At 71.0% G+C, this 13,223-nt stretch carries 12 protein-coding genes; 6 read left to right on the forward strand and 6 right to left on the reverse strand.

Annotated elements, in window-relative coordinates:
- Positions 1-17: 17 nt before the first annotated feature.
- The 3 genes from ACWCRA_RS02600 to ACWCRA_RS02610 form a co-directional block, all read right to left on the reverse strand.
- Positions 18-869 carry a carbohydrate ABC transporter permease gene (locus tag ACWCRA_RS02600; protein ID WP_351548356.1) on the reverse strand — a complete coding sequence of 284 codons (852 nt, stop codon included), beginning with the start codon at positions 867-869 and terminating at the stop codon, positions 18-20.
- Positions 866-1,861 carry a carbohydrate ABC transporter permease gene (locus ACWCRA_RS02605; protein WP_451066689.1) on the reverse strand — a complete coding sequence of 332 codons (996 nt, stop codon included), beginning with the start codon at positions 1,859-1,861 and terminating at the stop codon, positions 866-868. Before ACWCRA_RS02605 ends, ACWCRA_RS02600 begins: the two co-directional genes overlap by 4 nt.
- Positions 1,862-1,970: 109 nt before the next feature.
- Positions 1,971-3,272 carry an extracellular solute-binding protein gene (locus ACWCRA_RS02610; protein WP_351548361.1) on the reverse strand — a complete coding sequence of 434 codons (1,302 nt, stop codon included), beginning with the start codon at positions 3,270-3,272 and terminating at the stop codon, positions 1,971-1,973.
- A 302-nt stretch (positions 3,273-3,574) separates the two neighbouring features.
- Here ACWCRA_RS02610 and ACWCRA_RS02615 point away from each other — a divergent pair, with 302 nt between their 5' ends.
- Positions 3,575-4,738 (forward strand): serine/threonine protein kinase, encoded by a 1,164-nt coding sequence (locus ACWCRA_RS02615; protein WP_351548364.1) that lies wholly within the window; start codon positions 3,575-3,577, stop codon positions 4,736-4,738.
- A 6-nt stretch (positions 4,739-4,744) separates the two neighbouring features.
- A complete protein-coding gene (locus tag ACWCRA_RS02620) occupies positions 4,745-5,476 on the forward strand; it encodes an HAD family hydrolase (protein WP_451066690.1) in 732 nt (243 codons plus the stop codon).
- Here the strand turns inward: ACWCRA_RS02620 and ACWCRA_RS02625 are convergent.
- The gene (locus ACWCRA_RS02625) at positions 5,460-6,926 is read right to left on the reverse strand and encodes a N,N-dimethylformamidase beta subunit family domain-containing protein (protein ID WP_451066691.1); all 1,467 of its coding nucleotides are present in this window, start codon (positions 6,924-6,926) and stop codon (positions 5,460-5,462) included. The genes ACWCRA_RS02620 and ACWCRA_RS02625 overlap by 17 nt on opposite strands.
- 201 nt (positions 6,927-7,127) lie before the next feature.
- Here ACWCRA_RS02625 and ACWCRA_RS02630 point away from each other — a divergent pair, with 201 nt between their 5' ends.
- A complete protein-coding gene (locus ACWCRA_RS02630) occupies positions 7,128-7,973 on the forward strand; it encodes a class I SAM-dependent methyltransferase (protein ID WP_451066692.1) in 846 nt (281 codons plus the stop codon).
- A gap of 35 nt (positions 7,974-8,008) precedes the next feature.
- The gene (locus ACWCRA_RS02635) at positions 8,009-8,782 is read left to right on the forward strand and encodes a GNAT family N-acetyltransferase (RefSeq protein WP_351548376.1); all 774 of its coding nucleotides are present in this window, start codon (positions 8,009-8,011) and stop codon (positions 8,780-8,782) included.
- On the opposite strand, the gene ACWCRA_RS02640 is transcribed toward ACWCRA_RS02635, so the two are convergent.
- Positions 8,730-9,857, reverse strand: coding sequence for a hypothetical protein (locus tag ACWCRA_RS02640; protein WP_351548378.1), 1,128 nt, complete (start codon positions 9,855-9,857; stop codon positions 8,730-8,732). The two genes, ACWCRA_RS02635 and ACWCRA_RS02640, sit on opposite strands and share 53 nt — an antisense overlap.
- 149 nt (positions 9,858-10,006) lie before the next feature.
- On the reverse strand, positions 10,007-10,294 hold the full coding sequence (locus ACWCRA_RS02645) for a hypothetical protein (protein WP_351548381.1): 288 nt from the start codon (positions 10,292-10,294) through the stop codon (positions 10,007-10,009).
- A gap of 239 nt (positions 10,295-10,533) precedes the next feature.
- On the opposite strand from ACWCRA_RS02645, the gene ACWCRA_RS02650 reads away from it, so the two are divergent.
- Positions 10,534-10,953: a DoxX family protein gene (locus ACWCRA_RS02650; RefSeq protein WP_351548383.1), complete on the forward strand. Its 420-nt coding sequence runs from the start codon at positions 10,534-10,536 to the stop codon at positions 10,951-10,953.
- Between the two features lie 162 nt (positions 10,954-11,115).
- Positions 11,116-13,221, forward strand: a complete 2,106-nt coding sequence (locus ACWCRA_RS02655) for a PQQ-dependent sugar dehydrogenase (RefSeq protein WP_451066693.1) — start codon at positions 11,116-11,118, stop codon at positions 13,219-13,221.
- Positions 13,222-13,223: the final 2 nt, after the last annotated feature.

A 13,223-nucleotide genomic window follows, 5' to 3' on the forward strand; every position in this document is an offset into this window, starting at 1 on the left:
GGGCGGGCCTCGTGCGGTCATCCCTTGACGGCCCCCGAGGCCAGCCCCGAGGCAAGGCGTCGCTGCACGATCAGGAAGAAGACGACGACGGGCAGGGCGGTCAGGGTGGCCCCCGCCATCAGCGCGCCGTAGTCGGTGCCGAAGCTGGTCTGGAAGGAGACCAGCCAGATGCTCACGGTCTGCTTGTCATTGCTGGACAGCAGCACATAGGCGAGGACGTACTCGTTCCACGCCTGGACCAGGGAGTAGATGGAGGTGGCCACCAGACCGGGGGCCAGCAGCGGCAGCAGCACCCGGCGGAAGGCGCCCCAGCGGGTGCAGCCGTCGACCATCGCGGCCTCCTCCAGCTCCGCCGGGATCGCGGCGATGAACCCGCGCAGCAGCCAGACCGTGAACGGCAGCATGAAGACCAGGTAGGTCACCACCACACCGGTCAGACTGTCGGTCAGCCCGGCGTCGCTGAGCAGCAGATAGAGCGGGATGATCAGCCCGGCCAGCGGGATCATCTGCACGGAGAGGATCACCAGGACGAAGGCCCGCCGGCCCAGGAAGGAGAAGCGCGCCACCGCGTAGGCCGCCAGCACCCCGATGAGCAGCGAGATCACCACGGTCGCCGCGCCCACGAGCACACTCGCCCGCACACTCGACCAGAAGGTCTCGGAGGCGACGGCCCGGCGGAAGTGGTCCAGGGTCAGCTCCGATGCCCAGAAGCGCGGTGGATCGCGCCGGATCTCCGACGCGGGCCGCACGGCGGTGAGCAGCATCCAGTAGACGGGGAAGGCCATGACGGCGCAGAACAGCAGCCCGAGCGCGTCGGCCCGCCGCGATCGGCGGCCGGCCCGGCGCCGGGGACGTGGAGCGGTGCTCACTCGGCCTCTCCCATCCTGACGAGCTGGCGGACATGGAACACGGCTCCGGCGAGCAGCAGCACCACCGTGACCACCGCGATGGCCGCCCCGGTGCTGTAGCGGTTCACGGCGAAGGACTCGATGAAGGAGTAGACGCCCAGGAGGTAGTACTCCCGCTCCGGCTGGCCCGAGCGCATCAGCCAGATCTGGTTGAAGACACCGAAGTTCCAGATCGAGGTGAGCGTCGCGACCATGACGAACGCGGGCTTGATCACGGGGAAGGTGATGTGGCGGAAGGTCTGCGCGGGCGTCGCCCCGTCCACCCGGGCCGCCTCCTCCAGCTCAAGCGGCACCTGGGTGAGCGCGGCCTGGAGGGTGATCGCGGCGAACGGCAGCGCGCCCCACACCACCACGGCGACGATCACCGTGAACCCCTGCCAGGGGTCCTCGAACCAGTTGTGCTTGGCGAAGTCCAGCCCCGGCAGCCGGCCGAGCAGCCAGTTGACGACCCCGTAGTCCGTGTCCACCAGCCAGCGGAAGACCGACGCGGCGACCATCACCGGCATCGCCCAGACCGCCACCAGCACCCCGGCCATCGTCAGCCGCACCCAGGGCGAGACCCGGCGCATCAGCAGGGCCACCAGCACCGCCGCGCCCATGGTCACCGCGGAGGCGGCCACCGTGAAGAGCGCGGTGCGCGCCACGACCTCCCAGAAGAAGCCATCGCCCGCGATGGTCCGGTACTGCTGGAGCCCCGCCCACGGGGGAGCGGTGCCGGCGAACAGCTCTCTGCGGGTCATGTCCTGGAACGACAGCATCAGCAGATCGACCAGCGGATAGCCGAGGACCGCGGTCAGCGCCAGCACGGTCGGGGCGATGAGGAGGTACGGCGTGATCCGCCACCGCCGCGCGGGGGACCGGCGGCCGGTGCCGGGCCGGCCGCCCCGGGGCGCGGGGACGGTGTGGGGGCGCGAGGGCGCGCCGGAGGGGCGCGGTGGACCTGCGGTCACCATGCGGGCGGGCTCCTCACGTCATCGTTTCGCGGCGCGCCCGGGCGTGTGCGCCGCGCCGGCGCGGACTCGTCGTGTGGGGGATACGGGAGTGAGGGAGTGCGGAGGGGTGTCAGTTGTTGTTGATCAGCTGGTCGATCTCGCGGTCCGCGTCCCGGGCCGCCTGCCGTACCGACTTCTTGCCGGTGGCGATGGACTGGAGCATCGAGGGCAGGACGTTCGCCTTCTCCACGGCCACCCAGCCGGGTGCCAGCGGGGTGACCCAGCCCCGTGCGGCGGCGCGCGCGGCGGCGCCGTTGATGCCGTCGGCGGGCACATCGCGCAACTGGACGGTGTTGTTGGGCAGGGTCTCGGCGTCGATGAGCTTCCGCTGCGAGGTGTGGTCGGTGAAGAGCTTGATCCACTCCTGGGCCCGCGCCTGGTTCCGCGACTTGACCGGGACGGCGAGCAGGGAGCCGCCGAGGAAGGGCGGCATCAGCTCACCCGAGGGGCCGGGGAAGGCGAAGGTGGCGAACTTGCCGCGCAGGGCCGCGTTGCCGCCGGCCCGGGGGTCGGTCGCGGCGTTGGCCTCCCAGGTGTTGCCGTAGAACATCCCCACCTTGCCCTGGCCGACCACGGCGGGCTCGTCGCCGTTGTCCTTGGAGCGGTCACCCGTGTAGTAGGCGTCCAGCAGGTCCTTCCAAGCGGTGAGGCCCTTCACGGACTCGGGCGAGGAGAGTGCGCCGCGCCAGCGGCCGTCCTGCTCCACCGCCATCTCGCCGCCCGCGTCCTTGACCCAGGCCATCGCCGCGGACCAGTAGCGGCCGGGCATGTGGAAGGCGGAGAAGTTCTTGTCGGCGGCGCCGAACTCGGCTTTCAGCTTGTCGAGGACCGAGAGCATCTCGGGATAGCTGCGGGGCGCCTCGGTGACGCCGACCTTCTTGAGCAGATCGGTGCGGTAGACCCCCACCCGGGCACCCGCGTAGTAGGGCACACAGAAGGTCTTGCCCTCCCACTCGCAGGCATCCGAGAGAGCCGGAAGCCAATCTTCCGAATGGTCGAAATCGCTCTTCTCCAGATCGATGAACGCCCCGTTGACGATGTAGTTCGTGGTTTCACTATTGCCCATCTCCACCACGTCTGGTACGTCCTTGCCCGCGAAGGCGGCGTCAATCTTCTGGTTCTTGCTCGTCCACTGCTGGTACTGAACCTTCACCTCCGTCTTCGGATAGCGCTTGGCGAAACGTTTGTTCGTGGCGGCGACCAGATCGGGCCAGCTCTCCCGGGCGTCGATCGTCAGCCAAACCGTCAGACTCCCGCTCCGGTCACCGGCGTTCGCCGGGCCGCCGGACCCCGAGGAGTCGCACGAGGTCAGTGCCGCCGCCAGTGCGACCACCCCGACAGCCGAGGTGAAGCGGATTAAGCGCCAGGGCATGATTCTCCACCTTTCGAGGACGGGCTGGACCGGGCACGTATCTACCCAGCGAAGACCGGCAATCTACCCATGGGGCGCTTTTTGGCCAGGATCGATCAGGGATTTATTGAACGTTCTTGATGCGGATAGGCCCCCGGTCAAGCGGGCGGCGATGATGAAGAACGTCGAACAGCACCAGATCAGCCGTTCTCGATTGACGCAAAATACTACGATGCACCACTTGGGTGCCCTTGACGGTGACGCACCTCCTGACACATTTTTCTCCTGGCGTCCCCCACGTCACCAATCGAAGGGTGTGGCACGTGACTGAGCACGGCACGACGACTGGCGAATCGGCCACCAGGCCCATACGGGTCAACTCATGGAACGGCTGGGACCCGCTGCGCCATGTCATCGTCGGAAGGGCCGACGAAGCCGTGGTGCAAGCGCCCGAACCCGCTGTACGGCGGGACTTCCCGGACGACGGCTACCCCCTCGGCACCTACGGCCCGATGCCGGCCGACATGACCGCCGAGGCCAACGAGCAGCTCGACAACTTCGCCGACATGCTGCGCAAACGAGGCATCCGGGTGGACAGACCCACCCCGCTCGACTTCAACCAGAAGGTCTCCACCCCGGACTGGGAGCAGGAGACGATGTCCGGTTGTATGCCCCCGCGGGACATCCTGCTCACCGTGGGCAACGAGGTCCTCGAAGCGACCATGTCGTACCGCAGCCGGTGGCACGAGTACCTCGCCTACCGGCCCATCCTCCAGGAGCTGTTCAAGGCCGACGCGCGCATGCGCTGGGAGACCGCGCCCAAGCCGCGGCTGACCGACGCCAGCTACCACACCGCCTTCTGGGACACGTACAACGAGCTGCCCACCGAGGTGCAGCTCGCCAAGGTCCGCGACTACGATCTGGTCCTCACCGAGGAGGAGCCGCTCTTCGACGCGGCCGATGTGGCCCGCTTCGGCAAGGACCTCTTCGTCCAGCTCTCCTTCGTCACCAACCGCAGCGGCTACGACTGGCTCAAGCGCCACTACCCCGACCACCGGGTGCACGCGGTGACCTCCACCAACACCCATCCGCTGCACATCGACGCCACCTGGGTGCCGCTGCGCCCCGGGCTCGTGCTGCACTGCGGTGAGCGCCTCGCCGACCAGGAGCTGATGGACTTCTTCAAGCTCAACGACTGGGAGATCGTGGAGGCCGTCCAGCCCGCGAGCTGGGACCACCCGCCGAAGCTCTCCTACTGCAGCCCCTGGCTGGCCGGGAACATGCTGAACCTCGACCAGAACACCCTCTGCGTCGAGGAGAAGGAGGTGCGCCTCTCCGAGCAGCTGGCCTCCTACGGCTTCGAGATCGTGCCCGTGCCGTTCCGGTCGGTCGGCCCCTTCGGCGGCGGACTGCACTGCGCCACCGTCGACATCGAGCGCGACGGCGACTGCGAGGACTACTTCCCCCGCCGGCACGGACGGTACTGACGCACCGTGGGCGCCATACGGCCCGGGGGGCCGTCCGATGTCAAGGCAGTGATCTTCGACTTCTACGGCACGCTCGTCCGTATGGTGCCGCCGCTGCCGCCGAGCCATGAGCCCTTCTTCCTGCGCAGAGGGCTCGACGAGGCGGCGGCGCGCTGGGGCGGGCAGTGGTCCTCCGGTCCGCCCGACGGCGCGGATCACCGGGTCCACTCGGTGAGCGAGGACTCCTACCGGGCCTGGGAGCTGGACCGGCTGCGCCGGCGGGCCCTCGCGTGCGGAGTGCCCGAGGACCAGGCGGGCGAGCTGGCGGCCGAGCTGGACCGGGCCGTCAGACAGCTCCGGCTGGAGCTGTACGCCGATGTGACGGCCGTGCTCGCGCGACTGCGCGAGCGCGGCCTGACGGTGGCGGTCTGCTCCAACTGGTACTGGGATCTGGACCGGGCCCTGGCCGAGGCGGGCATCGACGGCCTGGTGGACGTGGCCGTCACCTCGGCCAGGGCCGGGGCGCGCAAGCCGCACCCCCATATCTACCGGACCGTGCTCGACGCGTGCTCGGCCGCACCGGAGCAGGCCCTCTTCGTGGGGGACATGTGGGAGGCGGATGTGCTGGGCCCCCTGGACCAGGGGATGCGCGCCGTCCATCTGTGGCGGCCCGACCGGGCCGTCGAGGGCGAGGCGCCCGCGCTGCCCGACCGGGCGGCGCGGATCGCCACGCTCGACGCGCTCACCGGTCTGCTGTAGCCCGGTGCGAGAGCCGGTCCAGCACATTGCGGGTCACCCGGACGACACCCGCGTCCAGTTCCCGGCCGCACACCACCGGCCAGTCGGTGGTGCCGGCCGAGAACACCGTGCCGCCCGCCGTGTGGACCCCCATGGTCGCCGCGCGGGGGCCGGTGGCGTCCGGCTCCCGCTCGGGGCAGTTCCAGTGACCCCAGCGGAGATCGTGGAAGCTCTCGTTCACCGGGTCCAGCACATAGATGCCGAGTATCAGGAACGGGGAGGGGGAGCCGTCCGCGCGGACCGCCCGGGCGACCCCCTCCCCGTCGTACGCGAAGGACGCGCCGTCGCACTCGTATCCGATCAGCGCCGTACCCGCGCCCAGCGCGTCCGGCTCCCCGCCGTCCGAGCCGTCGCGCAGCCCGGTGCCCTCGAAGACCCAGTGGCCGGCGTGTTGCACGGTGTACCCCGCGCGCGGCCGGTCGCCCGGCCAGTCGCCGGGCCACATGCCGCCGTTGCGGAAGCTCATCCCGGTGAGCGAGTCCTCCGGCACCCCGACACCGTCCGGCGGGGCGGGCCACCACAGATCCGTCGCCGGGAGATGGGGGTACTCCTCGCCCACCCGGTGGTCGGTGTCCGAGACGAAGGCGGTGTTCCCGTCGACCGGATGGACGCGCCACCAGCAGGTGTTGGCGCTGAAGAACGCGACATTCCCGCCCCCGTCCACATGCGCGGCCACATGGGCCCGCATCTCCTCGCTCCAGTACTCGTCGTGGCCGACGCTCAGCAGCAGGTCGTAGGGGGCCAGCAGCTCCGGGTCCTCGTGCAGATCGAGGTCCGTGCAGTACTCGACGGCGTAGCCGCACCGCTCCAGCCAGGCGATGAACGGGGCGTCCCAGTAGGCCAGATCGATCACCCCGCCCGGCCGGTGCAGACTGAGCCGGTGCCCGCGCGGCTCGCCGTCGCCGCCCTCCTGGTAGACGGGGTTCTCGTAGAGGTTGCAGCCCCGGGTCAGCTCCTGGCTGTTCGACTGGTTGTAGGCGTGCCGGGTGAAGGTCGACTTCTTGTAGAGGATGCGCCCCCGGCGTCCGGGTTCGCGCGGTCTCACCACGAAGAACTCCCGGGAGAACCCCTCGATGCCCGAGGCGTCCAGCAGGGGCACGGACCGGGCCGACTCCGCGTCGCCCGGCACGAGATGGGCGAGATAGATGCCGGGCGGCCACTCCTCGGGGGTGCGGAAGGCATACGGCGGCAGCTCCCAGGCCACGGCGGGCGAGGCGTGCTCCGCGACCCCGTCCGGGTGCGGCGGCGGGGACTTCCACTCGCCCCGGAACACCTCGGACTCGGCCATGAAGGACAGCTCGCGGCCCAGCCGGTAAAAACGCACCCGGAACTCGTCCGCATCGGTCGACACATGGAGTGTCAGAATCTCGCCGGCGGTCACGCTTTCGCGGTTCACATAGCCTTCGATCATTTTTCCTCCCGGTGACCCACCGCGCTGTTCGCGGCCCGGGTCCCGGGCGATGGTAAAAGACGGTTCCCCCTACAACAAACTGGTGGAGAAGTTCGGCCTACTCGCGATGAATTCAGGCCAAGTGGCGCGCCCGGAGAATGTGTGAGCGATTTTCTGGGTAGCGCGGATCAACAGGTTGAAACGCCCTCTTGGGAGATGTCGATGAGTAATGAATTCCGAGTCCGTGAGCTGGTCCTGGGCATCGAGGGACTGGCTCTGCTGCGCACCGCGATGGAAGCGGATGACGAGTTCCTGAACGAACGCGTCAAGGAGATAAGGAAATTCGCGGCCCAGGACGCCCAGGGGCTGCCCGACGGCGGTTCGGCGGTCAGCGAGCTGGACGCCTCCGCCGGGTACGCGGCCTGGTCCACCGTGTACGACTCCCTGCCCAGCTCCTACATCGAGGTCGAGGAGCCGGTGGTGCACGGGCTGCTGGACGCCGGCCCGGTGGGCACCGCGCTCGACGCGGCCTGCGGCACCGGCCGCACCACGGCCGCCCTGACCGCGCGCGGCTACCGCACGATCGGCGTGGACCAGTCGCCGGAGATGCTGGAGCGCGCGGCGGAGAAGGCCCCGGAGGCCGAGTACCGCCGCGGGCGGCTGGAGAGCCTCCCGGTGGAGGACGAGTCGGTCGACCTGGCCGTGTCCACCCTCGCCCTGACGCATCTCCCCGACCTCAAGGCCGGGATCGCGGAGCTGGCCCGGGTGGTCCGCCCCGGCGGGCGGGTCATCGTCTCGGACATGCACCCCTTCGTCATCACCCTCCAGGGACAGTGCCTCTTCGTGGAGGGCGACGACCGGCTGGCCTTTGTGCGCAACTATGTGCATCTGCCGAGCCATTACATCGACGCCTTCGCATCCGCCGGTCTCACGGTGCGCGCCTGTGTCGAGCCGGTGTTCAATGGAAGGCTCGCGCCCGGGGGGTACGAGGAGTTCATCGCGGACGCCGCCCGCGCGGCCTGGAGCGGTATTCCCATTGTCATCGTCTGGGAAGCCGTCAAGGCGTGACGGCCCAAGGCGCCAAGGAAAGGACAGCGGCAGCCGTGAGAGTTGTTCTCCATTCCGAGCGACCCGAGCTCTGGGACCGTATCCCCGAGGTCTTCGCCGGAGTCGTCCCCGAATACAATCTGCACGGGGACATCAACGAAACCCACTGGAACCGTCTCTTCGAGGAATTCAGGGACCACCAGTTCGTCCTCTACGACGAGGAGAACGACGCCCTGCTCGGCGCGGGCCGCTCACTGCCGCGCACCTGGGACGGCACCCCCGAGGACCTCGGCTCCGGGCTCGACGACTCGATCACCGCGGCCTTCGACGCCCATGACGCGGGCACCGAGCCCAACGCCCTGGTCGCCCTCGGGGTCGAAGTGGCCCCCGCCCACCAGGGGAAGGGCCTCTCCAAGGCGCTGCTGACACAGATGACGGAGATGGCCCGCGCCGACGGGCTGCCCCATCTGATCGTGCCGGTCCGGCCCATCTGGAAGCACCGCTACCCCCTCGTCCCCGTCGAGCGGTACGCGTTCTGGACCCGCGAGGACGGCGAGCCCTTCGACCCCTGGATTCGTGTCCAGGTACGGCTCGGGGGCGTGGTCGCCGCCGGGGTGTCGGAGTCCTCCCGGATCACCGGCACCGTCGCCGAGTGGGAGTCCTGGACCGGGATGGCCTTCCCCGAGGACGGCGAGTACGTCTTCCCCGAGGGGCTCTCCACCCTGCGGGTGGACCGGGACCGGGACCTCGCCTCCTACTGGGAGCCGGGCGTGTGGATCACCTTCGATCTGCGGGACCCGGCTCCGGAAGCAGCGAGGCCCCGCACCTGACGGCGGTCCAGGCGTACGCGGAGAGCAGTTCCGTGTGCGCCTGGTCCACCTCCGGGCGGCGCTCCGGCGGCAGCCCGGCGACACCGGCGGTGGAGACCGCCGCGGCCCGCAGCCGCTCACCGGCCGGGGAACCGCTCCCGGCCGCGCCCCGGGGCGCGTACCGCCGGGCGGCGGACTCGGCCTGCCGGCCCAGCAGCAGGCAGTGAATCCAGAACTCGTCCGCGAAGGGTGCCCCGAACGTCTTCCCGATCTCCCCGGCCGCGGCCTCCGGGCGGCCGGCCCGCACCGCCCGCGTGATCGCCTCCTCGGTCAGCCCCGTCCCCGGCAGCGCCTCGCGCCAGGTGATGTGCGAGCGCGCCTTGGGGGTGGCGTCCTGGCCCGGCAGCCGGATGAACCCCTCGCCGTACCGCATGTACGGCAGCCACTCCAGCTCCTCCAGCACCCAGCCCCCGTACAGCGCCGGGCGGGCGTCGTCCGCGCCGACCGGGCAGACCGCGCGGCGCACCCCCTGGGCCGCGTGGCCGTTGATGCTGCTGGTCCCCATGTGCTCGGTGACGGTCGGCACCGCCAGCAGGGCGCTGCGCCGCCCGTCCCGCCGCAGGAACGCCGCCATCACCTCGTCGTCGTGGCGCTCGCCGGTCGTGCCCGCCCAGCGGCGGAACTCGGCGGCCATGGCCACCGGGAGGACGATGGCGAGGGTCGGGGCGAACTCCTCGGGCACGGCCCGCACCCACCCCGCTCCGGCCAGCGCGGCGAGCCGGGCGGCGGCGCCGTTGCGCGCGTGCCAGTTGGTGTAGAAGGCGAGGGCGTCCCCGGGGAACCGGTCGGCGCAGTGGGCCACCAGGTCGAGCAGATCCGGCGGAGCGGCCACATCGTCCTGGATCATCAGATGGTGGGTGGCGTCCTCGCGCGCCCGTCCCCACGCCACCAGCGCGGTCCGCAGCGCCGACGGGGAGTCGTCCGGCGCGGGGTCCAGGGCCAGCCCGTCCAGGCCCAGACGGGCGCAGAGCTCCTCCGCCTCGGCTCGTCGGACCGGATGCGTCATCACGGCCGAACTGACGCGTGCTGCGGGCATCGAGGGAACTCCTTCAGCCGGTGACCGGTGCGGACTCGCTCCGACGATCATGGACGCAGCCCCGGCCGCTGTCCCCGGACGCGGGGGCAGTAAGGCCGGAAACGGCCGATTGCTGACTCGATTCAACCGGGCCGTGCGATCCGTCCGGTTCAGGGCCGCCAGGCGGGCCGGCCGCACCCGCGCGCGCTGCTCTCCCGGTCCGTCCGGTAGCGCACGGCCCTGTGGCGGGCCCGGGCCTCCGCCCGGGGATCGTCCGCCACCGGCTCCCGCCGCCGGAGCAGCGCCGCCGCACAGCCGCCGGTGACGGCGACGACGACGGCGTCCGTACAGAGCAGGACGGCCGTCCCCGCGCCGAGCAGCAGATGGACGGCCGTCACCTCCAGTGCCGCGAAGATCAGTGCCGCTGCGATGGCCGTGTACCGGCTGCTCGGGTTCACCCTGGTGCCTCTCCGAAGGGTGCGGGCCGATGCGGAGTGCCGCCCGCGCCCTCGTCCTATACCCGTCGGCGGGCGGGGAGCGCGCGCCCCCACGGAAATGGCATATGCGGCCACCGGGAGTGTCCCCCCATGTCCGGCAAAGGGCGCCGAACCGCCACGGCGGGCGGCGCGCGCCGGGCGGACGTACGCTGAGGAAGGGCTGGTTGTCCGCTGTTCAACCGCCTGTTCGGGAGGTCTCCATGGATGTCCTGGTGCTCATCGGACGCATCCTGTTCGCGCTGCTCTTCCTCAACTCGGCCATCGGGCATCTCACCCGAACCCGGACCCTGGCCGGTTACGCCGGTGCGCGGGGGGTCCCCGCGCCCGCCGCCGCCACCTTCGGCAGCGGACTGCTGCTGGCGGCGGGCGGGCTGATGGTGCTCCTCGGTGTCTGGGCCGACCTCGGCGCGCTGCTGCTCGCCGTCTTCCTCTTCCCCACGGCCCTGCTGATGCACGCGTTCTGGAAGGAGGACGATGCGCAGGCCCGCCAGACCGAGATGATCAACTTCCTCAAGGCGGTCTCGCTGGGCGGCGCGGCGCTGATGCTGCTGGCCTTCTTCTCGTACGCCGGTCACGACCTCGGGCTGACGATCACCGGCCCGCTCCTCGGCATCCGCTGACGCGCCCCGCGGCCGGCTCCTCTCCTCCACCCGCGCCGGCCCCGGGAGCACCGTCCGCGCCGCCCGGACCCTCCGCGCCGCCCGGACCCTCCGCGCCGTTCCCCGGCAACGGATCGTGTCACGACGGTTGTTCACACATAGGAACGTCGATTACATGGAGGGATGTCTCGTCCTCGCCGCAGGAGCACTCTCCCCCCGCCCCTCCTCACCCTCCTTCTCGCGCTCGCCCTGCTCCTCGCGGCCCCGGCCGCACCGGGGAGCGCCGCCGACACCGGCGCGGCCGGTCCCGTCCGCGATCCGATCCCCCAGCAGCCCATCGAGTCCGGCCTCGGACTCACCGTCGAGGAGTACGCCTCCTTCCCCAGGAGCGAACCCGTCCCCGGGCCCGTCACCGACGCCCGGCTCAGACGCCACGCCCGGATCAACCAGCTCGTCGAGCTGCCCGACGGCTCGGGCCGGATGGCCGTACCCGACCTCAACGGCACCCTCTACCTCGTGCGGCGCGGCACCCCGCGCGCCTATCTCCAGCTCCCCGCCGCCATCGGCTCCGCCTTCTTCGCCAGCAGCGGCCTCGGCTCCGGCCTCGGCTCGGTCGCCTTCGCGCCCGGCTTCCGCGACACCGGCCGCTTCTACACCGTGCACACCGAGAAGGCGTCCGCCACCACCGCCCGGCCCGACTACGTCCAGGGGTCGGCCGTCAACTACCACGGGGTCGTCACCGAGTGGACGGCCGACGACCCGGCGGCGGCCACCTTCTCCGGCAGCCGCCGCGAACTGCTCCGGATCGGCTTCACCGGCGGCGGCCACGGCATCCAGCAGATCGACCTCAACCCCACCGCCCGCCCCGGGGACAGCGACCACGGGCTGCTGTACATCGCCGTCGGCGACGGCGCCCAGGGACTGAACAACAGCGAGCCCCAGAGCCTCTCCCTGCCCCACGGCAAGCTGCTGCGGATCGACCCGGGCGGACGGAACGGTCCCAACGGCGCCTACGGCATCCCCGCCGGCAACCCCTTCACCGGCCGGGCGGGCGCGCTCGGCGAGATCTACGCGTACGGCATGCGCGACCCGCACCGCTTCAGCTGGGACCGGGCCGCCCCCCACCGGCTGCTCCTGGGACACATCGGTGAACACGCCATCGAGGGGGTGTACGAGGTGCGCGCCGGGGACAATCTCGGCTGGAGCGAGCGGGAGGGCGCCTTCGTGTACGACCGGAACGCGGCCGACCCCTGCGACCGGCTTCTGACCCTGCCCGCCGACGACGCCCGGTACGGCTACACCTATCCGGTCGCCGCCTACGACCACGACCCGCCCGCCGGCTGGAACTGCCGCTCGGACGTGGGCCGGGCCATCGTCGGCGGCCATGTCTACCGGGGCTCCGCGGCCCCCGCGCTGCGCGGCAAGTACCTCTACGGAGACATCGTCGACGGCCGGCTCCTCTACTCCGAGAGCGCCGAGATGCGCCGGGGCTCGGGGAGGCTCGCCGACACCTACCGGCTGATGCTCTTCGACCGCGCCGGACAGCGGGTGACCCTGCGCGACCTCGCCGGGGACCGCCGGGTCGATCTCCGCTTCGGGCAGGACGCCGCGGGCGAGCTGTATCTGCTCTCCAAGGCCAATGGGAGGATCTGGCGGGTCACCGGCACCCGGACCTTCGCCGACTGCCGGCCGGCGGGCACCACGCTCACCGGTCTCACCGCCTCCCGCCACTGGGCCCCGGTCACCCCCGCGAAATGGCGCTTCCCGCGGGGCAGGGTCACCCTCGCCGAGGCCGGCGTCTCACGGCCGGGGCCCCGCAGGCCCTTCGAGTACGCCGTGCTCACCGCGGGCCCGGTCCTCGGCAGCACCCGGATCGACGCCGAGATCCGGCTCGACACCCCGGTCGAGATCGGCAACCGGGATGTGGTCGTCGTCTTCGGCCACCAGTCCGACACCCGCTTCTACTACGCCCATCTGTCGTCGGACAACACCATCTATCCGCACAACGGGATCTTCGTCGTCGCCGACGCGGACCGGCTCCGCCTCGACCACCAGTGGAACGGCGCGACCGGGGCGCCGCCCGCCGTCACGGACGCCGCCTGGCACTCCGTACGCGTGACCCACTGCGCCGGCACCGGGGAGATCGCGGTGTACGTCGACGGCTCCCGGCACCCGCTGATGACGGCCGTGGACCGGACGCTCACCACCGGCCGGGTCGGGTTCGGCTCCTTCGACAACACCGGGAGCCTGCGCGGACCGAGGGTCACGGGGAGCCCCGCGGTCCGGTGACA

The organism is Streptomyces sp. NPDC001889, from assembly GCF_053594535.1.